The organism is Hymenobacter sp. R533113 (genome assembly GCF_056835965.1).
This window is the reverse complement of the sequence record NZ_JAKWBD010000001.1, coordinates 866,422-889,339: the sequence shown is the minus strand read 5'-3', so window position 1 is coordinate 889,339 and position 22,918 is coordinate 866,422. Positions and strand designations below refer to the sequence as shown.

Below are 22,918 nucleotides of genomic sequence, written 5' to 3'. Positions count from 1 at the left end.
TTTGCCGCCCCCACCCCGGTCTAAACCGGGGTCAAACAATAGTACGAAGAACTCAGGATTTCCGGCAATGGGGTTGATTACGTTTTTGTCCGATTTTGGCTACCGCGACCATTATGTAGCGGCCGTGAAGGCGCGCCTACTGCAATTGGCCCCCACACAGCCTGTTCTGGACATTTCCCACGCCATTGAGCCCTTCAACATCGCGCACGCCTTACACGTTCTAAATGCAGTGTTTCGTGATTTTCCGGCCGGCACCGTACATCTCTTGGGCGTGAACGACTACGGCGGGGCTCAGGGTCGCTGGCACGCCGTGTTGTTCGAGAATCATTATTTCGTGGGTGCCGACAACGGCTTACTCACCTTGCTCATCGACGGCCGCCCTGCCGATGTAGTGCGCCTGCCTGCCGCCGCCACGCCCTCTCCTACCCGCGATATACTGGCGCCCGCCGCCGTGCACCTGGCGCAGGGTCGGCTTCTGGAGCAGCTGGGACCCGCCACCACGGAGTTGTATCAGCTCCTTAACCGGCAGTTGCGCATCCAGGATCATCGCATCACTGGTCATGTGGTGCACGTGGATCACTACGGCAACCTCATTACTAACATCACCCGCACTGCCATCGAAGCCGTGGGTCACGGCCGGCCGTGCACCGTGCACTTTGCCCGCGAAACAGTGCGCGAAATTGCCCCCCACTTTCAGGCTACCGATCCCGGCGAAGCCGTGTGCATTTATAACAGCCAGGATGTACTTTGCATTGGCATCAACCAAGGCCACGCCGCCGAACTGCTCGGTCTTCACTTCGACTCGCAGGTAGATGTGCGCTTCGTGGTGGAGGGCACTCCGGTAGAAGGAGCCCCACAAAGAGTATCCCGCTTCAACTCATAAAAACACCCTCTATTGCGCCTAATGACGCATTCAATTTATGTTTTTATATTATGTTAAGTTTGTTAAGACATCCTGTCATAGAAGAATTATCGTGTTCTTCAACGTTGGGGGCATTTTTACTTTCTCAAAATTCACGTTCTCATGCTGATCCGAATTGTGCGCATGACATTCCCGACCGAGCACACCACAGCCTTTCTGGAAATTTTTCGCGCGTCCGCAGACCGTATCCGTCAAATGCCGGGCTGTGAGCACCTGGAGCTGTGGCAGGACGCGAACACGCCCACCATTTACTGTACTTATAGTCATTGGGAGTCGGAGGAGGCCCTGAATGCGTACCGCAAGTCAGCCTTGTTTGGGGAAGTGTGGCCGGCTACCAAGGCGTTGTTTGCTGCTCCCGCCCAAGCGTTTTCCACTCACAGAGTAGGCGAATAAGAAGATTTCTCTGCTTTAGCCGGTTCTGATGCTGTTACCGTATGTTCCGTATAAGCATGGCGCCGGCTCTACATCAGTCGGCGCCTCACTCTGTGCAATTCTCTCAATCCGCAACATCTGCGATTCATGACTGACTACTTCGAATTCTACGACCTGCCCGAATCCTTCCACCCCGATGAGGATGCGCTAAAGCAAAAATATTACGCCTTCAGTCGCGAGTATCACCCCGATTTTCACGCTACCGCGGTCCCCGAGCGGCAGCAGGAAATCCTGCACCTAGCCACCCAGAACACGAACGCCTACCGCACCCTCTCCGACCCCGACCAGCGCATGGCCTATATTCTCAGTCGCCACGGCCTGCTGGAAGAAGGCAAACAGGAAATTCCGCCCGATTTTTTGATGGAAGTAATGGAGCTCAACGAACAGCTCATGGAGCTGGAAATGGAGCCTGACCCCAGCGTGGTGGCAAGCGTTGAGAATGAGGTAAATGCCTTAGCTGAAACCCTCGACGCGGGCATCGAACCGGTACTAGCTGGCTACCCCGGTTTGCCCCCCGACGTGCGCCCCCAGGCCCTTCAACAAGTGCGCACCTATTATTTGAAACGCCGATACTTGTTGCGTATTCGCGAAAGTCTGGCTAAGTTTGCCACCCGTTCCTGAGTCGTGGGAGCGTAGTGAAGCCCAGATGGCGGAACCGGTAGACGCGTTGGTCTCAAACACCAATACCGCAAGGTGTGCCGGTTCGACTCCGGCTCTGGGTACAGAGTAGCAGAAATAAAAAGCCTGAGAAATCGATGATCTGGAAACAGATGCGATTTTTCAGGCTTTTTGCATGCAGTGATTTAAAGCATTATATCCGCATGGCTCTTTTAGAGATTGACGGTTTGCAGGTGGAACTGGTGCGCAAAAACATCCGCAGCCTCCGACTGACCGTGTATGCGCCTGATGGTAAAGTGCGGGTAGCGGCCCCAATGCGTATGCCCGCCAGTACTATCGAGGAATTTGTCGTAGCCCGGTGGCTCTGGATTCAAAAGCATCAGGCGAAGTTTGCGGCGCGCGAGCGGCCGGTGGAGCTTGCTTATGTATCGGGCGAAACGCATTTCTACCAGGGCCAGGGCTACGCGTTGCAGGTTCACGAAACCCACGGACGGCCGCGGGTAGGTATTCGGGATACGCAGTATTTAGACTTGTGCGTGCCCGAAGGCACTACCAAGGAGCAGCGCGAAAGCATATTGACGGCCTGGTACCGCGCTCAGCTAAAAGCGCAGTTGCCGGCCCTGCTCACCAAATGGGAACCCATTGTAGGCAAACAAGCAGCCTCTTGGGGCGTAAAGCAAATGAAGACTCGCTGGGGTACCTGCAACATCCAGGCAAAGCGCATTTGGCTGAATCTGGAACTGATAAAACGCCCCCCGCTCTGCCTGGAATATGTAGTGGTGCACGAGCTGGTACATCTGCACGAGCGCTACCACAACGCCCGGTTCTGGGGCTTCATGGACCAGTTTATGCCCGAGTGGCGGACATACAAGGCGGAGTTGAGCCAAGTGACGCTAGGCCCTGCTGCGGGGTCGGACGCAGACTAGAATACGATAATCAGTATAGCTTATACACGAAAATGGCCCGGAAGCAGAATACTTCCGGGCCATTTTCAGATGTTCTACTAACGTACTAAGCGCCTTCCGGGAAATCGGCTGAGTTGCCGATTTCCGCTACTTCTTCCAGCTCTTTTACCAAACCCGTAAACTTATCCTTGGCGCCTTTCACGGCGGCTTTGCCTAGGGGCAGGTGCAGGGGCGGATTCTCCTGACGCACGAGGTCATACATGATTTGGGCGGCGCGGTCGGGGTCGCCGGGCTGGCGGCCGCTGTAGCTCTGGATACCTTTGAGGTTTTCGCCTACCGTGGCGCGGTAGTCCTCAATCTGGGTATCAACGAAGCTGGCGGAACGGCCGGCCCAGTCGGTGCGGAAGCCGCTGGGCTCGATGTTGGTGACTTTTATTCCCAGCGGACCTACCTGCTGAGCCAGGCTTTCGCCGATGGCTTCGAGAGCAAATTTAGAAGCATTGTACACGCCCACACCGGGAAACGTTTTTAGCCCCCCAATGCTGGTGATGTTAATGACGTGGCCACTTTTTCGCTCTCGCAAATGAGGCAATACGGCCCGCAGGACATGCAAAGGACCGAATACATTCACGTCGAACTGGCGGTGCACTTCCTCGGCCGTAATTTCCTCGATGCTGCCCAGAGAGCCGTAGCCCGCGTTATTTACTACCACGTCGAGGTGGCCCAGCGCTTTAACAGCAGCAGCGACAGCCTGCTTTACCTCGGCTTCATTCGTAACGTCGCAGACGAAGCCACGGCCGTTTTCGCCGGCTTTTTGGGTGAACTCATCAGCTTGCTGCTGCTGGCGGAAGGTGGCGGCTACTTTGTCGCCTTTTTGTAGGAGTAGTTCGGCCAGAGATGCCCCGAAGCCGGTGCTGACACCCGTGATAAACCAGTTTTTAGTGTTGGTTGGCATTGTTCAGATAAACAAAATGAATAATAAGCAGGCGCGAATGCCACTGCCGTTTTTTTAACTTCTGGAAGCTGCTTTGGGTTTAGCAAGTAAGTGATTCAGGCCGTGCCCTAGAGCCCGGCATCTGGTATGCAGCTACTCTTCCAGCTCTACCAATACCGCCGTGGAGCCGCCGGCGTCATCATCAGTGACAAGCAGCAGCTCGTAGCGCTGGGGGGCTATTTCGCGGCGCACGGTGACGCTTTCTACCTTGCCGCGGTAGGGCTGGCCACTGGGCAATACCAGTTGGGTAAAGCGTGTCTGCAAAGGCCTGTCTGAGCGCTTCGCCAGGTCCAGCACACCTACGAAGCTACCTAGCACTTCGCCATCGGCTACGGGGTCGCTGGTGTCTTCTACGGAGGCCGTCATGAACAGCTTGTCCTTATAGATGGTAGCACCCGAAAAGCCGGCAGGTTTCTGCCCGATGGCAGGCAATTGATAAAGCTGCGTTTGGATAGCGGGCAGTTGACTTGAGCGGTGCTGAATAAAATCTAACGCCTCTGTCAAAGGCAGCCGAAACAGCAGATTACCCTCTCCCGAACCCACCGTACGCTGAAACAGCAGCAGCTCGGTAGCGGTGGCGGCAGCGGCCTCCAGATTTAGCACCATACTCTTGGGCAACGCTTTGCGCAGAGCAGCATATAAGGCACTCAACGACAGTGGGTACACCGTAGCTCCGGCACCCGACTGTCTGGGCAGCGTCACCCAAAACCCCTTTTCCCGCTCCGCCGTGGCGCCCGAGCCACACACCAGCAGGGCCGTGTCGCCGTGGGCTGCGGGCACGGCCGTGAGGCACTCCAGGTCGGGCTTAAGGTTTTTGGGCAAGCGGCCAGAACTGAAATGCACCGTTTCGAAGAGGGTGATGCGGCCGTTGGGCTTCAGGGCCCGCGCATCAAAACAATACAGGAAAGGTGAGTCGTCGCCGATAATATAGGCCGTGTCGCCAACTACTTCTACTCCTGACGCGGAGGGTAGATCAGGCAAATCGAACTGACGAAGGATGGTTGCTTTCATAGGATAGGCTCCACAAGCTAACGTTGTTTTTCGCCTCTTCATACGCACCTGCGCCGCTGGGGGGCATTTTTTAGTGCGTACCAACCAACGCACCCGCTATTCCGCATAAATGTATATGCCTGCAGAATGGCTGATAGCTTAATCCAAATAGAACGTCATGCTTGATCTGGCATACGTAGCGCGAAGCATCTCGCGTACTGATGCCGGATTACTAATTCAACTAAACACGCGAGATGCTTCCTTCGTCAGCATGACGTTCTTGTAAACACGCGAGATGCTTCGTGCCGGACGCCAGATGAGCATGACGGCTTTTAGGTAAAGGGCTTATTACTCCTTCGTAATGGTAAACTCTACCCGCCGATTCAGGCGGCGGGTTTCTTCGCGCTCATTGCTGGCGCGGGGCTTCGTGCCACCGTAGCCAACGGTGCTGATGCGGTCTTCGGCTACGCCGCGACTTACGAGGTAACGTTTCACTTCCGCCACTCTATCTTCCGACAGCTTCTGATTGAGGCCGGCATTGCCCTGGTTATCGGTGTGGCCTTCCAGGCGAATATTTACCGTGGGGTTATCGGTGAGAGTGCCCGCCAGGCGGTTCAGCTCAGCGTATGATGCTCCGAGCAGATTGTATTTGCCCTGGGCAAAAATCAGGGTTGGCAGCTCCAGGCGTGAGCCTACCCCAGCGGGCACTAACAGGAGGTTGCGGGTAAGTGGCGCCGTAACGGTGAGTGTATCAGTGGCCGTCAGGAAGCCGCCGCTGACGGCTGAGAGCCGGTAGCGGCCGGGCGGCAGCGTAAACTGGTAGCTGCCGGTGCCGGCCTCCACGCGGGCAGTGGCGTTGTACGAGAAATTGCCCCCCAGACTCGCAATTTTCACCTCGGCGGCTACCGCTTGCTGGGTTTTGGCATTAATCACGCGGCCCGATAGCAATGCCCGCGGTGGCGCCACGGCAAAGGTGGGAGCCGGCACTTTTTCCACCACCGAGTCGGGGGGCACCGCGCCTACCTCCACCCGAAACAGGTCGGCGGGACCGTTGGCCGTACGCGAAGCGGCGTAGTAGGCCTGTTTACCGTCGGGCGTGAGGCTGAAATAGGCATCGAAACCCGGCCCATTGAGGGTAGGCCCTAGGTTGCGCGGCTCGCTCCACTTGGTCCAGGAGTCGTCGAGGCGGGTGCTGGCGAAGATGTCGGCGCTGCCGTAGCCACCGTGGCCCCAGGAGGAGAAATACAGCGTTTTGCCGTCGGGCGAAAGCCAGGGGGCAAATTCAAAGCCCGGCGAGTTCACTACGTCGCCCAGGTTGCGCGGCTCGCTCCACGAGCCTCTACCCGCCGGCTGACTGATATACAGGTCATTGCCGCCGTAGCCATCGGTCCGCTCTAGGGAAAGCAGCAGAACCTTCTCGTCGTTGGTCTGAAAAAAGGTAGTGGCGGTACCGGTGGAGTAATAATTAATGATATCCAGCTGCTCGGTGCGGTTGCCATTTTTGCCCCCCACGTTGCGCGCAGCGCGCGAAATACCCTCGTCGTGGAAGGTGCCGTCGCGCTCGTAGTAGCCGCGCACCAGTAGGTAGTAGCCATCCTTTACCACCGCCATCACGCCGTTGTGCTGGGGCGTATTCAGCCCATCGAAGCGCGTAGCCGGGTTCCAGGTGCGGCCCTGATCGATGGAGCGGCTCATCCAGATATCCCCCGATTCGGCGTCGCCTTCCATGTTACCGGCAAACTTGGTGCGCACAAAAAACAAGGTCGCATTGTCAGGTGCCAGCACGGGTTGCAGCTCGTTGCCGGCAGTATTCAGCGTATTCAAGGCCTGCGGCGGCCCGAAACCGGGCAGGCTGGCATCTACATTCAGGCGAAGCTTAAATAAGCGCCACTGCTGGGTGGCCCGGTTGGCGGGCTTTTGCGAAACAATGGGCGTTCCATTAGCCTTATCGGCCGAGGCTACGGAAATGCAGCGGTCGTTGCCCTTACTGATGAGCTGCAAGCTGCCAGCCGGCCCGCCCGGCACCAGGCGCCACTGCTGATACAGACTGCCTGTATAGGGTCGCTGCACCAGGGGGGCATTTTCATCAGGTTTATCTACCGTCAGGCACTTGCCGCTCTGGCGCCCTTCGATCCGGAAGTAGTCGCTGCCCGGCATGACGCGCACAAAGCGCCACTGCTGGCTGGGGGCGTGGGTAAACTCCCACTGCACCATGGCCGCCCCCGACTCAAGCGAGGAGTTGGCTACATCCAGCGACCGGCCACTACTGCGGGCGGCAATGCCGTAGTAAGCCTTTTCATCCGGAATAAAAGGTGTGTTTTGGGCGAAAAGTGGGCCTGCCGTAGCAAAAGCCAATAAAAAGAGCAGAAGGCGAAGCGGCGAAGGGAGCATGCACGCGAATGAATGGACTGGGCCGCAAGTTAGCTAAATCTGAACCGGATGGGCCCCAAACGAGAACCGCCGCTTCTGCCTAGGGCAGAAGCGGCGGTTGATAAGACTAAGTAGCTAAAGTAGAATTACATACATTAAAATAACACAGGCATAAAGCAGTATTAGCTGATAGCGTTGTTGATGTACTTAAAGCGAACAAACCGGTCGTTCTCATAGATAGCAGCAAAGTGGCCCGTTGGAGCAGCGCTCTTAGCTTCTGACTTGCGCTCCACCGAGCGGGTGCTCGGCATGGTAGGAACTGAAGGGTACGACCCAGGCATCATACCCGGAGCGTGGCAAATGAAGGATAGAATTTTGGACGGCATGGTAAACTTGCTTTATAAAGGTGAAAATTTGGTGTGTATAGATTGGCGGGAAAGTGCTACTCAGGAGGAAAAAGATATTTCAATTTTTTTTAGCTACTAACTATAAAAATTGAAATATCTTTTTGAACGATGCTAAGGTAGTTCATTTAGTAAGCAAAAGTAAATGCGTATTACCCCGTAATTTTCTGTCTGGGGCAGTACGTATAATGTTATCCGTACCAGTCCGGATGCTACCTATAAATAGTGCATTTAAATCCCGTATAAGGCCTTTATCACTACTACCCGAATACATGAGTTAACTGCAACCCAAATTGCTTCTTAAGCGTATTAGCGGCTAACCACACCAAAAAGCATAAAAAAGCCCCCACAAAATGTAGAGGCTAAGAATATGCAGGAAGTTGCATTTACTGGATAAGCTTGTGGCGTAGGGCGTATCGAATCAAACCAATTATCGACTTTGATTTGGTCTTGGTTAAGATATTCTTGCGGTGCGTTTCCACTGTCCGTTCGCTAATGAACAGCTTTTCGGCAATGTGGTGATTGGAATACTCTTTACTGATAAGCTCAAGTATCTCTCGCTCCCGTAAGGTCAGCGGTACTGGGGCATCCGTAGCGGGAGCTGCCTTGAGACTAACAAGTTCCAGATTTTGTAGCAGCATCGATCCTACCTCCGGGCTGAAGTATTTGTGGCCCGCTGCTACTTGCTCAATGGCTTGTATTAATTCTGCCGGGCTAAGGCTTTTCAACACGTAGCCACAGCCGCCAGCGCTAAGCACATCCGTTACGGAAGCATGATCATAAAACATGCTGAGTGCTACAATACGCAGCGTATCATTGATTTCCCGCGCCGCCCGAATAAACTCCAGGCCCGACATCTGCGGCATATTCAGATCGGTGAGTACGACGCGCACTTCCGGATGCTTGATCAGGAGTTGTAGGGCGTCGGCGCCCCGGTTTGCATCGGCCACCACCCGGATATTGGGCTGAGATTTCAGCAACGTCTTCACGCCCTCTATTACCATTTGGTGATCATCGAGCACCAAAACAGGAATATATGAATCAGCTAATAGTTCGTTCATATGGCGCGAATGATCAGGTAGAAGAACAGGTTACGCAATTTCTACCCATAGCAGACTATACTACGCCTAGATAATTTGCCCGCAACGGCAGGTAGAAATATACGATAAATCTTCTTCCGTAATAATAATCCATTACCTCGCATGCCTCTTCTCAGTGAAGAATAATTTTTCCAGAATGAAACAGAGAATGAGGGCACAACTAAGCTTTTCTTAAAACCGTGAATCTAGGGAAGTATTGGTAGTAAGGAGGCTATTCTGTCGTAAAAATGGCTGTTTTTCCAGTACTATAATCTACTGTTTTGTTTAACTTTTTGCAGCAAAAGCCTCAACCTTTCGAATAATCTGCTCGTAAACTAAGCTGAGGAGTTTAATTATTCCGTCCGTAGTTTTTGACCTGAGTAGCTTATATGACTGATGCTGAAGATAATATTATAACATCGAAATACTTTGATTTTATAAATAACAAAGAATTCCCTTGCGTAGCCGCCAAAACCGCGCTGACCTGGAAGCAGATAAAATGCTTGGTAGTTGATCATATGGCCTGCCCTAAAGACGACGCGGCCATTCTGCAATTCATCTATGATTTCGTGGATGAGTACCGGCAGTCGACGAAGCTGTACCATAGCTTGGCTATCATCTTTAAGGGCCCTGAAAACCCGAATGAAGCCCAGTTTGAGGAGTTTCTGTGGCAACGCTTGCAGGCATTATCCAACCTGGATGCCCAGCGCTATGGCTACGATAAGCGTGTGGTAGCCGACCCTAATTCTCCCGATTTCAGCTTTAGCCTGAAGGAAGAAGCCTTTTTTATCATCGGTCTGCACCCTGGCAGCAGCCGGCTGGCCCGCCAGTTCAACTATCCAACGCTGGTATTTAACGCCCACGCCCAGTTCGAGCAGATCCGGGAAGCCAGCCGCTTCGATGGGCTGCGCAACACCATCCGCACCCGTGATATGGCGTATTCAGGCTCCATCAACCCCATGTTGGAAGACTACGGCCAGGCTTCGGAGGTCTACCAATACAGCGGCCGGGTGTACGATGAAACCTGGAAATGCCCTTTTTTAAGCCAACATGCAGCAGTTAATCATCATTCCGCCGCGTAGCGGCACCTCGTTTCTCGTCAAAAAAGGTCAGCGCCTGCGCGTGGTCGACATTGAAGGTGAGCAGGTAGCTGACTTCGTGTGCTATAACCTGCAAGACAAAGCGGAATATCTGTCGTCGGGCCGCACCATCGATTACGCCGAAACTATTTTCCTAACCAAAGGCCACCCCTTCTACTCCAACCGCAGCAATATCATGTTCGACATGGTGGAAGATACGGTAGGTCGCCACGATTTCCTGCTCACGCCCTGCTCGGCTGATACGTTTCGCATTATCTACGGGCATCAGCAGCCGCACCGGGGCTGCTTCGGCAACTTGAGCGCCGCCCTCGCGGAGCACGGCATCAGCCCCGATGCTATTCCTATCTGCTTCAACATTTTCATGCACGTCACCGTGGATGGCACCACCGGTAAAGTGGGCGTTTTGCCCCCCAAAAGCAAAGCCGGCGACTACGTGGTGCTGGAAGCCAAAATGGACTTGCTGGTCGGCTTAACAGCCTGCTCAGCAGAGATGTCGAATAACTACGCCTTCAAGCCGATCGGTTATCAGATTGAGGGATAAAATAACCTACTTCTTCATCTTCAATAAAAACATAGAAGGCGGTCATGCAGAGCGTAGCGAAGCATCTCGCGTGCTGACGCTGGATTACTAATCTCAGTAAACACGCGAGATGCTTCGCTGCGCTCTGCATGACCGCCTGTTAAATATACAATTAGAAAAAGCCCCCCAGATATAGCCTGGGGGGCTTTTTCTATAACTTCAGTAAAAGATTTACTTCACACCTACCGGCATCCCATACTTACTCCGAAATTTCCGGTTCAGGTATGCTTGCTTATTCTCGGGGCTGAAGGCGCGGCCGTCGATGTAGGCATGGGTGATGTTGTTGGTGCGCATATCCAGCAAGTCACCGCTGCTCACGACCAGCGTGGCGCTTTTGCCATTTTCGAGGCTGCCGTAGTCCTTGTCGATGCCCATGATGCGGGCGGGGCTGAGGGTAACAGACGTGATGGCTTGCTCCTGGGTGAGGCCGTGGCCGGCGGCTGTGCCAGCGATGAACGCCAGGTTGCGCGAGCCAGCCGTTTCCATACTGCCCTCATAGTCAAGGCAGAAGCGGATGCCTGCCTGCTGTAGCATGTTCGGCAACTTGTAGGGCAAATCGTAGTCGTCGCCGGGGCGACGAGGCAAGGCGTGGGTGCGCGACAAGACTACGGCAATGTCGTTTTGCTTCAAGAAATCGAGCATCATCCAGGCGTCGCGGGCTCCTACTACGGCTACTTTCTGCACACCCATGCGCTTGGCGAAGTTTACGCCCTCGATGATTTCCTTGCCGTAGTCGGCGTGGATAAACAAGGTTTTGGAACCATCGAAAATGCCCCCCAGCGCGGATAGGCGGAGGTTTTCGCGACGACTAGGGGGCAAATTTTTATACGCCGACGCTTCCGCGAACATGACTTCCAGCTCGCGTAGCTGAACCTGACGGTCCTTAGTGCGTTTTTCCGTCACTTTCTCGTCTTCGGCCGGGTTCAGCTTGAGCACCATCTGGGGCCAGTTCAGGTGCAGCGCATCGTCGGCGCGCACGGCTGCATCCTGCCAGTTCCAGGCATCGAGCTGCACAATGCTGCTTTGGCCCGACAGCATGCCGCCGCGGGGCGTAATCTGGGCCAGCAGCACGCCGTTGGTCCGCACCGTCGGGATGATGTCAGAGTCAGTATTATAGGCAATCAGGGAGCGGACGTTGGGGTTCATCGTGCCTACCTCCTCCTCATCCACCGTCGCCCGGATGGACGACACTTCGGTAAGACCCAGGGTAGTATTGGGCAAAATCAAGCCGGGGTATATTTCCTGACCTTTCACGTCCACTACCTCATAGCCTTCGCGCTGGGTGAAGCCATTTTGCGCACCAGCGTAAGTGATGCGGCCCTTATCGAAAGCAACGGCCGCATCGGGCACTACCGTGCCGTTGCCCACGTGCAAATTGCCCCCCACCAGTAGGATGGGCCGGCTTTGCGGTGGGGCGGGCGTGGGTACTTGGGCAGAAGCCGAAATAGCGGCCAGCAAGCTTAAAGAAAGCAGTATATGTTTCATTATCAAGTTGTTTAGTATGAGCAACTCCCCTCCTCAGATGAGGAGGGGATGTCGAAGCGAAGCTGAGACGGGGGTGGTTGAGGGCGTTATTCAGGTGTTAGGTTGTTTAGTAGTTGTTCTAAATGGCGGTCATGCAGAACGCAGTGAAGCATCTCGCGTGCTGACGTGTGATTACTCATCCTACTAAACACGCGAGATGCTTCGCTTTGCTCTGCATGACCGCCCCTCTTCTATTGTTCACGCTAAACAACATCAGCAACGACCTCAACCACCCCAGCCGCGCCGATGGCGCGGCATCCCCTCCTCATCTGAGGAGGGGAGCTTGACATTCTACTTGTCCAATTCCTTTTCCTCCCCTACTGTATCGCAGTGGAAATGGCCGGTGGCTTTGGCTGTGGGGGTTTGGGTGGGGGCGCCGCTTTTCTTGGCGGCCAGCATTTTCTGCACGATGCGCAGGCGCTCCTTCTCCATTTCCGCACGCATGTCCTTGTCCGACTCCAGGTCAAACATCTGACGGCCATCGACGAAGGTGCGCTCGGCGTGGGCATAGATGCTAAGCGGGTGGGCGCTCCAGAGCACTACGTCGGCGTCCTTGCCTTCCTTGATGCTACCCATCTTGTTGTCGACGTGCAGCATTTTGGCGGGGTTGATGGTGACCAGCTTCATAGCTTCCTCTTCCGACAAACCACCGTACTTCACGGTTTTGGCGGCTTCCTGGTTGAGGCGGCGGCTCATTTCGGCGTCGTCGGAGTTGATGGCGACGGTCAGGCCAGCGTCGTGCATGATGGCGGCATTGTAGGGAATGGCGTCGCGCACCTCGTTTTTGTAGCCCCACCAGTCGGCGAAAGTGCTGGCGGCAGCTCCGTGGGCCTTCATTTTGTCGGCCACTTTGTAGCCTTCCAGAATGTGGGTGAAGGTATTCACCTTAAAGCCCAGACGGTCGGCCACATTGATGAGCATGTTAATTTCGCTCTGCACGTAGCTGTGGCAGGTGATGAAACGCTTGTTGTTCAGGATTTCCACCAGGGCATCCAACTCCAGGTCGCGGCGCGGGGCTTCGGCTTTCTTCTGCTTGCCTTTGCCGATCTTGTTGTAAGCGGCCCACTCCTTTTCGTACTCCTTTGCCCGCGTGAAGGCATCCACAAACACCTGCTCCACGCCCATACGCGACTGCGGGAAGCGCAGCACATTAGCCTCGCCCCAGTTCGATTGCTTCACGTTTTCGCCCAAGGCGAATTTGATAAACCCATCGGCACCGGCCACTTTTAAGTCTTCGGGGGCGCCGCCCCAACGGATCTTAATCAGCTGAGACTGCCCACCGATGGGGTTGGCTGAGCCGTGTAGCAGCTGAGCTGCCGTAACGCCGCCGGCCAGGTCACGGTACAGGTCTACGTCTTCCGGGTCGAGTACGTCGCCGATGCGCACTTCGGAGGTCACCGCCTGAGTGCCTTCGTTCACGCCACCAACTACAGCAATGTGGGAGTGTTCATCAATAATGCCCGGCGTGAGGTGCTTGCCCGTGCCGTCAATTACGCGCGCATCTTTGGCGGTTAGGTTCTTACCTACTTTCGAAATTTTGCCCCCCACCAGCAATACGTCGGTGCCTTCCAGCTTGCCGGCGGCTTCGCTGGTCCAGACGGTGGCATTTTTAATCAATACTGTTTCCTGCTGGGGCATGGTCGCGCGGCCGTAGGCGGCAAACGGGTAGAGCATGGAGCCCAGCTGTACTACCTCCGCAGCTTTGACTGAGTCGCGCTTGGCGGCCTGGCTGGCTACCTCCTGGCGCTTGGCCGTCCACTTCACGCGGGTCGCGTCGGGGAGCTGACCGTCGCCCTGAAACTGGCGGGTTTCGGGGGTGTAGTAGCCACTCAGGCGCACGGCGGTGGTTTTGTCTTTGGGCGTGGGGTTGTACACGATGGTAGCCAGGTCGCCCTGCACCGAAATTGCCCCCCGCACCGTGTCTTTGGGCGATACGGCTATTTTCAGCTCGGGCGCTTCGGGCTTGCCGGCTAGTAGCAATTGCACGGCCGGGCGGTTGCCAACTTGCAGGGTGTACACGCCGCGGTAGTCGGCGGGCAAGTTGCTGAGCTGGTAGCGCTCGCCCTGCACCCAGTTGTCGAGCAGCACGTTGTCTTCGGCAAACAGGCGGTTGGAGCACACCAGGAAGTTGGCCGCCAGGCCGGGTTTCAGGCTACCTACTTTGTCCTGGGCCTTTACCAGCTCGGCGGGCGTGGCAGTGAGGGCGCGTAGGGCTTGCTCCTCGGTCAGGCCGTATTGAATAGCCTTGCGCAGATTGGGCAAAAACTTCTTTTTGTCCTTTAAATCACTGGCCGATAAGGCAATCGGGACGCCCGCTTTGGCGAGCAGCGCGGCATTGGCGGGGGCCATTTCCCAGTGCTTCAGCTCTTCCAGGGATATGCGCGAGGCGTCGTACACGTCGTCCACGTTGTAGGCATCGGGAAAGTTAAGGCTCAGAATAAATGGCGCGCCCGTAGCCTTGATATCGGCAACGCGCTGGTACTCGTCGCCGCGGCCTTTGATGATATACTGGGTCTTGAACTCGTCGCCGAGCTTATCGGCGCGCAGGGCGTTCAGCTTGTCGCTCACCTCAAACACTTGGGGCAAGCCGCGCTGCTCCTGCAGAGCCCGTAGCGACAGGTTTTGCTCCTTGCTCGGGTTACGCTTGTTCCAGTCGGCATCCAGGTATGTTTGGCGCAGCAGCGCAATACTGCCCATCAATGAACCTGGATAATCCTGGGTGCTGGTGCCTTTATCGAAGGAAAAACCCGCGGCGGCGCGGTCGGTGAGAATCACGTCCGTTTCGCGGCGGTTGGTGGTAGCCAGGGTAACGAGGGCCGCCGTGCCGCGGGCAATGCCATCGGGCTGCTGGGTAAGCACGGCCCCGAAGCCCAGCTTGCGGTAAGCATCGGCCTGTTCGTCGTTTACTTTAAACTCGCTGGCGGCATCGGTTTCGGGGTGAATAGCCTGGTTCCAGTCGTAGGCACCCACCTTTTTGCTCTCGAACTGCGGCCCGGACCGGCGGCCGGTGCGTTCGGGCGCTTTCACCTCCGGCAAGCCGTAGCTGGCAGCTAAATCCACGAAGCCAGGATAGATATATTTGCCTTTCAAATCCTGCACCACCGCCCCGGCCGGAATTTTCACGTTGGGGCCCACAGCCTCCACTTTGCCATCCCGAATAAGCAGGGTAGCGTCGGTGAGCTTGGTTTTGTAATCGGTAAAAATGGTGGCGTGGGTGAAGGCGTACAGGCCGGGCCGTTGGTCGTACACGCCATTGCGGGGGTAGGTACTGGGTTGGGCATACGCGCCGAGGCCGACGAGCAGCAGCCCACCCACCAGCCCCAAGCGGGGAATAGAGGTTTGCATGCAGGGTTTGGGTTGAGGAAAAACGAAGAAGCAGGTCGGCCAGCAGCAAGGCGGGCGTTATTTCAAATGTAGATAATTAGCGCGTGGCGCTGAAACCGGAGCTAAGCTATTTAGTTAGCTTGTTGTATTACCTCACCCCCTAAATACCACTTCAAGGAGCCGCAGCTACTGATGTCCCCTTGCCTTTCGCCACTGCTTTCATTACCCGAAACAGGTTGCCGCCCCAGATTTTGGCAAGGTCACGGCGCGAATAGCCCCGCCGGAGCAGCTCCTCGGTCAGGGCGGGGAAGTCGCCTACGTCGCGCAGACCGGTGAGCACGCTGCCCCCATCAAAGTCGGAGCCGATGCCTACGTGGTTGATGCCGGCCACTTTTACGGCGTGGTCTATCTGGTTGGCGGCGTCCTGGAGGGTAGCTAGTGGCACCGGAAATTGCTTCTGGATTTGGCCCAGCTCCGCCAGGGCTTGTTTTTGGTCTTCGGGTGGCAAGCCGTAAACATTCAAAGAAGTTTTTATCTGCCATTTGGCAAAGAAAGCCTGCTCGGCGGCTATCCTTTCGGGGCTTTTAGCCTCTGTTTTCACATAAGGGCTAAAAAAGTTGATTTGCACCACGCCGCCGTTGCGGGCCAAGGCCCGCAGCATCTCATCCGAGAGGTTGCGGGGCATATCAGCTAAGGCACGGCAGCTGGAGTGCGAGGCAATAACTGGCACCCTCGACAGGCGCAGCACATCATAAAAGGTAGAATCAGAGGTGTGCGAGAGGTCGACCATCATGCCCAAACGGTTCATTTCGGTCACTACTTGCTCGCCAAACTGACTCAGTCCTTGGTATTCGGGGCCCTTGGGGTCGGTGGCAGAGTCGCAGATTTCGTTGTTGGAGGAGTGGCAGAGCGTAAGGTAACGCACGCCCTGATTATAGTAGGCCTGCAACTGGCTTAGGTCGCGGCCCACGGGGTAGCCGTTTTCCATGCCAATGAAAATGGCTCGCTTGCCGGCTTCCCCCGCGCGTCGAGCAGCCTCGGGTGTGGTGACAAGAGCCAGGTCTTGAGGATGGGAAGCTACCGCGCTCTGAATGCCCGCGAACATAGTCTGCGCCCGCTGGCGGGCGGTTTCAGTACCTTCCGTAGTGCGGGGACCCTGACCCATGTATACCACCCAGAAAGCGGCATCGATGCCACCGCGGCGCATTTTGGGCAAATCCACTTGGGCTGTAGCTGGGTCGTGGTCGAGGGTGAGGTCGAAGTCAGGCTTGAGCAGGCTGTTGTCGGGCGTGTCCTGGTGGGTATCAACGGTAAAAAGCCGCTCGTGTACAGTGCGTGTCTGTGCTTGCTGCTTTGGCTTCGTCTGGGCGGCGGCCGGTCCAGCAAGACCGATTGTGAGCAGAAGCAACGCGGTACGGTAGCAGTGGGGCATAGCCGATGGGACGGAAGGTGAAGGACGTCCTAAAGTAGTTATTTATTAAGGTTGCCGACATCTACCGGCGGCGTTTCGCAAGCCTCTCTTCTTCTCTATCTGCTTGGCTTGCAACATTGTGCTAGCTGCCTCAGTAGATGCAGTATACAACTCAGCATTAACCACCCCATTCCCATGCGCAAAGGCACCACCGTCACCTGGAAATATGGCACTGGCACCGCCAGCGGCAAAATAGAGGAGGTCCACAAGGAGTCCATCACCAAAAAGATCAAGGGCAGCGACATCACCCGCAACGGCACGGCCGACAATCCGGCTTTCGTAATCGTGCAGGAAAACGGCGACAAAGTGGTGAAGCTGCAAAGCGAAGTAACGGCCGCCACTGCCAAGAAGAAGTAGCACTGCCTTCAGCATAAAAAAGCCCCCCAGAACTTCTCTGGGGGGCTTTTTTATGCTGAAGGCAGTTTACAAATTGTCTTTGTCAGGTTCAATGAAGGCTTGCTCTTCCATCTCCTTGGGCACCACCACGATGCCTTGCTGCAATTTGCTATTGCGCTGCCCGTAGATGAAGTACACAATGAAGCCGAGGATCATCCAGCCCATGGCCACTTTCAGGGTGAACAGGTCGAGGGCCAGAATCATACCTACGCACACTACGATGCCCATGATGGGCACGAAGGGGAACGAGGGCGACGAGAGCGGCGCGCGGAAAGGGCGATGTTGCTCGGGGTCGGAGCGGCGCATGATCCAGACGCCGGCCGATACCAGCACGAAGGCCAGCAGCGTACCAAACGAGGTCAGGTCACCGGCAAGAGAGCCGGGCACGAAGGCCGCGAAAGCCCCCACGAACACCAGCAGCGCCAGGTTCGACTTGTAGGGCGTGCGGAACTTGGGGTGCAGTTCCGAGAAGGCTTTCGGCATCAGGCCGTCATTGGCCATCGAGAAAAATACCCGGCTCTGGCCCATGAGCATGACCAGAATAACCGATGAGAAACCGGCCAGGATAGCCACCGTTACGGCCGTAGCCAGCCAGCCGTAGCCGGGCATGTGGGCCGAAATAGCATAGGTTACGGATGCCTCGCCGCCCAGCGCTGGGTCGGCAAATTCGCGCCAGCTGGCAACGCCTGTCAGCACGTGGCCGAAGAGAATGTAGAGAATGGTACACACAGCCAGCGAGCCCAGAATACCGATGGGCATGTCGCGTTTGGGGTTCTTGGCTTCCTGCGCCGCTGTACTTACGGCATCAAATCCGATAAAAGCGAAGAACACGATGGCCGCGCCACCCATTATACCGCCCCAGCCGTGCTTGTTCCAGGCCGTGTATTCGCGCACGACGGTGCCCGCCGCGTTTTTCACCGGCTCAGCATTCTCAGGAATCAGGTAAGGCGTGTGGTTGGCAGGGTCAATAAACTGCCAGCCTACCGCAATGAATATCAATACGATAGCCACTTTCACTACCACGATAACAGCGTTGAACATGGCCGACTCCTGGGTGCCCTTGATGAGCAGCAGCGACAAGGCCACGATAACCAACAACGCCGGCAGATTGATCAGGCCGTGCTCAGTGACGCCGTTTACCACGGAGCTTTCGAAGGGTGAGTGGCATAGATTGTAGGGTATACTAGTACCAAATTCCTCCAAGAGCTTGTTCAAATATTCGCTCCAGGCAATCGACACGGTGGCCGCGCCCAGGGCGTATTCCATGATCAGGGCCCAGCCGATAATCCAGGCCACAAACTCGCCCATGGTGGTGTAGGCGTAGGTGTAGGCCGAACCGGCAATTGGAATCATAGCCGCAAACTCGGCGTAGCACAAGCCCGCGAAGGCGCAACCAATGGCGGCCACGATGAAGGCCAGCGTCACACCGGGGCCCGAAGCCTGCGCCGCCGCCGCCGCCGTGCGCACAAACAAACCGGCCCCAATAATGGCTCCGATGCCTAGAGCCATCAGATTCAAAGCACCCAAAGTACGCTTCAGCGTGCCTTCGCCGGAGGTATTCGCTTCGCCCAGCAGCTGGGCCAGGGGTTTTTTGGCGAAAATATTTGCCATAGAAAATGAAAAAAGAGGAGAGTGTAGGAGGTGAGAATGGAGTGAAAGGAGGTATTGGCGGCCCCAAAATGTGGCTGCGCGGCCCGAATATAGGCGATTATCCGATTCAGGTGACACAAGGAGACCTAATATGTCCTCGTCTTAGTCCAATTAAACCTTAGCATGGCACCGGCATCCAAGCAGCAGAATTTCACCCACAGACTCTCCTTTTATGAAAAAGATGCTCATCCTGCTCGCCGCTTTCACCCTGACTGCCGGTGCAGCTTCTGCCCAAACCCAGGCCGCTAAACCCGCCCAAGGCCGTGCCCAGCGCAGCCAGATGGCAAAGAGGACGCCCGAGCAGCGTGCCGAAGCGCAGACTAAGCAGCTGTCCACCTCATTGCAACTCAATGCCGATCAAACTGAAAAACTGCGTAAGCTAAATCTTGCCCAGGCGCAGAAGATGCAGACAGTGCGGACGAAAAACGCTGCTAACCGCGAGGAGGCCAAAGCTGCCCGCAACCAGCACCAAGCCCAGCTCAAAGCCATCTTGACGGCAGACCAATACGCCAAGTACGAGCAGCAGCGCACCGAGCGCATGGCCAATCGCAAAGCCAAGATGAAAGCCCGCGGCTAAGCCCACGTTTAAGTAGCAAAAAAGCCCCCCAGCAGATTAGTTGGGGGGCTTTTTTGCGTTGGAGCCCAACGCTGCGAAGAGTGAGAAAGCCGAACTATATGAAGAAAGCAACACGATGGTCGAGCTGGTATTGAAGCTCATCTGAACCCGGTCTTATACTTAATTTAACTAAGTACTCTCTTGAAAATCATTTGATTAGTGCTTAAACTTAAGTTGATTTATTGCAGTTCCTCTCAGAGAAGGGATACTCCTTGTTATATTTGAAAATGAGCGCTGGCTTTACCGGTCAGCCGCACCTCAACTATTCGGTGCGTCGCCTCGCCACCACAACCTACCACCATGAGCCCCTTGCCTAGTAGTACCGGGTCGGTACAAATTCAACAGTTTTATGATAAGGGCCTTGCCCACGCTAGCTACGTTATTCGCTCCGGTCGCCAAGTAGCCATCATCGATCCGGCCCGCGACCCGCAACCTTACTACGATTTCGCCGACGAGCACGAGGCCACTGTTGTGGCCATTATTGAGACCCATCCGCACGCCGATTTTGTTTCCTCCCACCTCGAAATAGCCGAGGAAACCGACGCTACTATTTACTGTAGCAAGCTGGTAAACGCCTTGTACCCGCATAAATCATTCGACGACGGCGACCGTATCGCGCTGGGCACCGTGGAGCTGCACGCCATCAATACCCCCGGCCACTCGCCCGACAGCATTTCCGTTTTGCTGATTGATGAGCTTAGCCAGACCCGCGCCGTATTCACTGGCGATACGCTTTTTGTGGGCGACGTCGGCCGCCCCGACTTGCGCGAGGATGATAATGTCGGTGGCCACAAGCGCGAGGAGTTAGCCGGCCAGCTCTACCACAGCACCCGCGAAAAGCTGATGACTTTGCCCCCCACCACGCGGGTGTACCCGGCCCACGGCCCCGGCTCGCTCTGCGGCAAAACCACCAGCACTGACCTGGACAGCACCATTGGCAAAGAGCTGAAAACCAACTACGCCCTGCAGCCCATGTCGCAGGAGGAGTTTATCAAAGTCCTGCTCGAAGATCAGCCCTTTGTGCCCAAATATTTCGGGCACGACGTAGTGCTGAACCGCCTGGGTGCCCAGCCTTTTGAGGATAGCGTGCGAGCCGTGCCGCGCCTACAGTCGGGAGAAACTTTAGAGCCCGGCATATTGATGATCGATACCCGACCTGCGGCCCAATTTCGGGCGGGCCACTTGCCCGGCGCCATCAATTTGATGGATGGGGGCAAGTTTGAAACCTGGCTGGGCTCCGTAGTAGGTCCCAAAGAGAAGTTTTACCTGCTGGCTGACACCCAGATTGCCCTCGACACGGTTATCCGCAAAGCCGCCAAAATCGGCTACGAAACCAATATTCTGGGTGCCATGCTCACCCCAGCTCAGCTGCCCGCCACCAGCCCCGAACTCGACCTGACCCGCGTACGCGAGCGGCCCGAAGATTTTACCATCGTCGATATCCGCAACCGCGCCGAAACTCAGCAGCCTATTTTCCCCGAGGCCCTCAAGATTCCGCTACCCGAGCTGCGCGAGCGGGCCCAGGAAGTACCCACCGACAAGCCCATTCTGGTGCATTGCGCCGGCGGCTACCGCTCGGCCGCTGGTAGCAGCATTTTGCAGGCTGCTTTGCCGGGCGCTGAGGTAGTAGACTTGGGTGAAGCCGTATCACAGATGACGCCGATTTTACACTGATTTCGCTGATTGCTTTTGCGCTGGCTGCTTTTTGTATTTTATCAACTGGTTTTAGTGAATACGGTGGCGTTTGATACGTCACCGTATTATTTTTACCTCTGATTTGTGCGGCGACTTGCTAATGCTAATAACCTATTTTGAATTTATTTTGATCACACAGCTATTTTATGATTGAAGTTTATCAGCATCAACAGCTTACACATACTATTATTGGTTGTGCCATGCGGGTACATACTGCCTTGGGCCAGGGTTTCCCGGAAATTATTTATCAACGCAGCTTAGCTCAGGAACTGAATAAACAAGGAGTGCCTTTTCAACGGGAAGTAAGCTTGCCAGTGTACTACGACGGCGAGATAGTTGGGTACCGACAAGTCGATTTCTTAGCCGCTGACCAAGTATTAGTCGAGTTGAAGGCTGTTGCCGAATTTACTCCGGCCCACTTCAACCAGATTATCAATTATCTGACTGCTTACCAGCTAGAGCTTGGCCTGCTGATTAATTTCGGTGAGAGCAGTCTACGCTTCCGACGCTTCATCAAAACCAAACCCTAAAGCGGCTGCTAAACCAAATACGGTTCCGGAACAGGTCATCTACCGCGCCGTTAGAATCTGCGTTATCTGCCAAAAATCAGCGAAAATCTGTGATCGTTTTACATACCGCCGATTGGCACTTGGGCCAACGCTTTAATGGCGGCCACGAGCGCACCGAGGAGCATCGGTATTTCTTAGGATGGCTGGTCGAAACCATTCAGGCTCAGCGCGTGGAAGTGCTGATAGTAGCCGGCGACATTTTTGATACCGGCTCGCCCTCCAATGCGGCCCTGGAGCTGTACTACTCCTTTCTGCTGCAAATGCAGGCCACCAGCTGCCGCGACATTGTGGTGGTGGGCGGGAATCATGACTCTCCGGCTACGCTCAATGCCCCCGCCCGTTTGCTGCGCCACCTGCGCGTGCACGTAGTTGGCTGCGTGCCCGATTGCTTTGAGGATCAGGTGCTCGTGCTCGATGACGCGACTGGCAAGCCCGGCCTCGTGGTGTGCGCCATCCCCTTCCTGCGCGACCGTGACGTGCGCCTGTCCGTGCCCGGCGAGGCCGCCGAGGAGCGCGAAGCCCGCATCCGCCAAGGCATTGCCGACCACTACGCCCGCGCCGCCGAAATAGAAATGGTGTGGCAGCTCAAAGCCGCCGGCGTGCCCGTGCTGGCTACCGGTCACCTCTACGCGGCCGGCGCTATGGCCTCCGATTCGGAGCGCACCATTCACGTCGGCAATCTGGGCCAGGTCACGGCCGACCATTTCCCCACGGTGTTCGATTACGTGGCCCTGGGTCACTTGCACCGCCCCCAGCGCGTGGGTGGGCGCGAGCATATTCGCTATTCTGGTTCGCCCATTCCGCTGTCTTTCTCCGAAATAGATCATCCCAAGGAAGTATTACTGCTGGAATTTGCCCCCCAGAGCCTTGCCATCGAGGCTCTGCCGGTACCCGGCGCCCGGCGTCTGGTACGCTTCCACGGTCCGCTCGATGAAGTGCTGGTACGCCTGGCGGCTTACGATAACACTGGCTACCATCTCCCAGCCTGGGCCGATGTAGAAGTGCTCTCCGAGCTTTCGCAGCTGGAAGTAGCCGAGCAACTGCTGGCCGTCATCACCCAGCTCGACCGCACCCAGCTCGAAGTATTGGCGCGCCGCCATTTCCGCCTGCTCACCCTGCGCCCCCTCGGCGACGAGCCCGAACCCCTCACCCGCAGCCTTCACGACTTCACCGAACGGGAAGTTTTCGAGAAGCGGTTGGAGGAAGAGCCCGAAGAAGCACGGACGGAATTGTTGGGGGCGTTTGATGAGTTGTTGGAATTGATGCGGGAAGGGTGAGT

20 protein-coding genes and 1 tRNA gene are annotated in these 22,918 nt (G+C 55.9%); 12 read left to right on the top strand and 9 right to left on the bottom strand.

Going from position 1 to position 22,918, the window contains the following annotated elements:
• Positions 1-67: 67 nt before the first annotated feature.
• The 5 genes from MKZ35_RS04170 to MKZ35_RS04150 all read left to right on the top strand — a co-directional run bounded on the left by MKZ35_RS04170 (position 68) and on the right by MKZ35_RS04150 (position 2,898).
• On the top strand, positions 68-883 hold the full coding sequence (locus tag MKZ35_RS04170; protein ID WP_482511946.1) for an SAM hydrolase/SAM-dependent halogenase family protein: 816 nt from the start codon (positions 68-70) through the stop codon (positions 881-883).
• A 141-nt stretch (positions 884-1,024) separates the two neighbouring features.
• On the top strand, positions 1,025-1,315 hold the full coding sequence (locus MKZ35_RS04165) for a putative quinol monooxygenase (protein ID WP_482511945.1): 291 nt from the start codon (positions 1,025-1,027) through the stop codon (positions 1,313-1,315).
• Positions 1,316-1,441: 126 nt separating this feature from the next.
• The gene (locus MKZ35_RS04160; protein ID WP_482511944.1) at positions 1,442-1,975 is read left to right on the top strand and encodes an iron-sulfur cluster co-chaperone HscB C-terminal domain-containing protein; all 534 of its coding nucleotides are present in this window, start codon (positions 1,442-1,444) and stop codon (positions 1,973-1,975) included.
• Between the two features lie 19 nt (positions 1,976-1,994).
• Positions 1,995-2,076, top strand: a tRNA-Leu gene (locus MKZ35_RS04155).
• Positions 2,077-2,175: 99 nt separating this feature from the next.
• Positions 2,176-2,898: a M48 family metallopeptidase gene (locus MKZ35_RS04150; protein ID WP_482511943.1), complete on the top strand. Its 723-nt coding sequence runs from the start codon at positions 2,176-2,178 to the stop codon at positions 2,896-2,898.
• A gap of 85 nt (positions 2,899-2,983) precedes the next feature.
• On the opposite strand, the gene MKZ35_RS04145 is transcribed toward MKZ35_RS04150, so the two are convergent.
• From MKZ35_RS04145 to MKZ35_RS04125, 5 genes are all read right to left on the bottom strand, one after another.
• On the bottom strand, positions 2,984-3,832 hold the full coding sequence (locus tag MKZ35_RS04145; protein WP_482511942.1) for an oxidoreductase: 849 nt from the start codon (positions 3,830-3,832) through the stop codon (positions 2,984-2,986).
• 132 nt (positions 3,833-3,964) lie between these two features.
• Positions 3,965-4,882 (bottom strand): DUF6929 family protein, encoded by a 918-nt coding sequence (locus MKZ35_RS04140; RefSeq protein WP_482511941.1) that lies wholly within the window; start codon positions 4,880-4,882, stop codon positions 3,965-3,967.
• Between the two features lie 327 nt (positions 4,883-5,209).
• Positions 5,210-7,252 carry an RICIN domain-containing protein gene (locus MKZ35_RS04135; protein ID WP_482511940.1) on the bottom strand — a complete coding sequence of 681 codons (2,043 nt, stop codon included), beginning with the start codon at positions 7,250-7,252 and terminating at the stop codon, positions 5,210-5,212.
• Between the two features lie 161 nt (positions 7,253-7,413).
• Positions 7,414-7,542 carry a hypothetical protein gene (locus MKZ35_RS04130; protein WP_482511939.1) on the bottom strand — a complete coding sequence of 43 codons (129 nt, stop codon included), beginning with the start codon at positions 7,540-7,542 and terminating at the stop codon, positions 7,414-7,416.
• 479 nt (positions 7,543-8,021) lie between these two features.
• Complete coding sequence (locus MKZ35_RS04125; RefSeq protein WP_482511938.1) at positions 8,022-8,696, bottom strand: response regulator; 675 nt, start codon at positions 8,694-8,696, stop codon at positions 8,022-8,024.
• 407 nt (positions 8,697-9,103) lie between these two features.
• Between MKZ35_RS04125 and gntA the strand changes: the two genes are divergently transcribed.
• Together gntA and MKZ35_RS04115 are read left to right on the top strand one after the other, a co-directional pair.
• On the top strand, positions 9,104-9,796 hold the full coding sequence (gntA, locus tag MKZ35_RS04120; RefSeq protein WP_482511937.1) for a guanitoxin biosynthesis heme-dependent pre-guanitoxin N-hydroxylase GntA: 693 nt from the start codon (positions 9,104-9,106) through the stop codon (positions 9,794-9,796).
• Positions 9,765-10,355, top strand: coding sequence for a DUF1989 domain-containing protein (locus tag MKZ35_RS04115; RefSeq protein WP_482511936.1), 591 nt, complete (start codon positions 9,765-9,767; stop codon positions 10,353-10,355). Before gntA ends, MKZ35_RS04115 begins: the two co-directional genes overlap by 32 nt.
• A 210-nt stretch (positions 10,356-10,565) precedes the next feature.
• On the opposite strand, the gene MKZ35_RS04110 is transcribed toward MKZ35_RS04115, so the two are convergent.
• From MKZ35_RS04110 to MKZ35_RS04100, 3 genes are all read right to left on the bottom strand, one after another.
• Positions 10,566-11,879, bottom strand: coding sequence for an amidohydrolase family protein (locus MKZ35_RS04110; RefSeq protein WP_482511935.1), 1,314 nt, complete (start codon positions 11,877-11,879; stop codon positions 10,566-10,568).
• Between the two features lie 330 nt (positions 11,880-12,209).
• Positions 12,210-15,263 (bottom strand): amidohydrolase family protein, encoded by a 3,054-nt coding sequence (locus MKZ35_RS04105; RefSeq protein WP_482511934.1) that lies wholly within the window; start codon positions 15,261-15,263, stop codon positions 12,210-12,212.
• 151 nt (positions 15,264-15,414) lie between these two features.
• A complete protein-coding gene (locus tag MKZ35_RS04100; protein WP_482511933.1) occupies positions 15,415-16,674 on the bottom strand; it encodes a dipeptidase in 1,260 nt (419 codons plus the stop codon).
• 174 nt (positions 16,675-16,848) lie between these two features.
• On the opposite strand from MKZ35_RS04100, the gene MKZ35_RS04095 reads away from it, so the two are divergent.
• On the top strand, positions 16,849-17,070 hold the full coding sequence (locus tag MKZ35_RS04095) for a hypervirulence associated TUDOR domain-containing protein (protein WP_482511932.1): 222 nt from the start codon (positions 16,849-16,851) through the stop codon (positions 17,068-17,070).
• Between the two features lie 66 nt (positions 17,071-17,136).
• Here MKZ35_RS04095 and MKZ35_RS04090 read toward each other — a convergent pair whose 3' ends face one another.
• Positions 17,137-18,720 (bottom strand): amino acid permease, encoded by a 1,584-nt coding sequence (locus MKZ35_RS04090; protein ID WP_482511931.1) that lies wholly within the window; start codon positions 18,718-18,720, stop codon positions 17,137-17,139.
• A gap of 211 nt (positions 18,721-18,931) precedes the next feature.
• On the opposite strand from MKZ35_RS04090, the gene MKZ35_RS04085 reads away from it, so the two are divergent.
• The 4 genes from MKZ35_RS04085 to MKZ35_RS04070 all read left to right on the top strand — a co-directional run bounded on the left by MKZ35_RS04085 (position 18,932) and on the right by MKZ35_RS04070 (position 22,916).
• Entirely contained in the window at positions 18,932-19,336 is a 405-nt protein-coding gene (locus MKZ35_RS04085) for a multiple ligand-binding protein 1 (protein ID WP_482511930.1), read from the top strand.
• Positions 19,337-19,675: 339 nt separating this feature from the next.
• On the top strand, positions 19,676-21,049 hold the full coding sequence (locus MKZ35_RS04080) for an MBL fold metallo-hydrolase (protein ID WP_482511929.1): 1,374 nt from the start codon (positions 19,676-19,678) through the stop codon (positions 21,047-21,049).
• Between the two features lie 167 nt (positions 21,050-21,216).
• A complete protein-coding gene (locus MKZ35_RS04075; RefSeq protein WP_482511928.1) occupies positions 21,217-21,600 on the top strand; it encodes a GxxExxY protein in 384 nt (127 codons plus the stop codon).
• Between the two features lie 89 nt (positions 21,601-21,689).
• Complete coding sequence (locus MKZ35_RS04070) at positions 21,690-22,916, top strand: exonuclease SbcCD subunit D C-terminal domain-containing protein (protein WP_482511927.1); 1,227 nt, start codon at positions 21,690-21,692, stop codon at positions 22,914-22,916.
• The last annotated feature ends 2 nt before the right edge of the window (positions 22,917-22,918 follow it).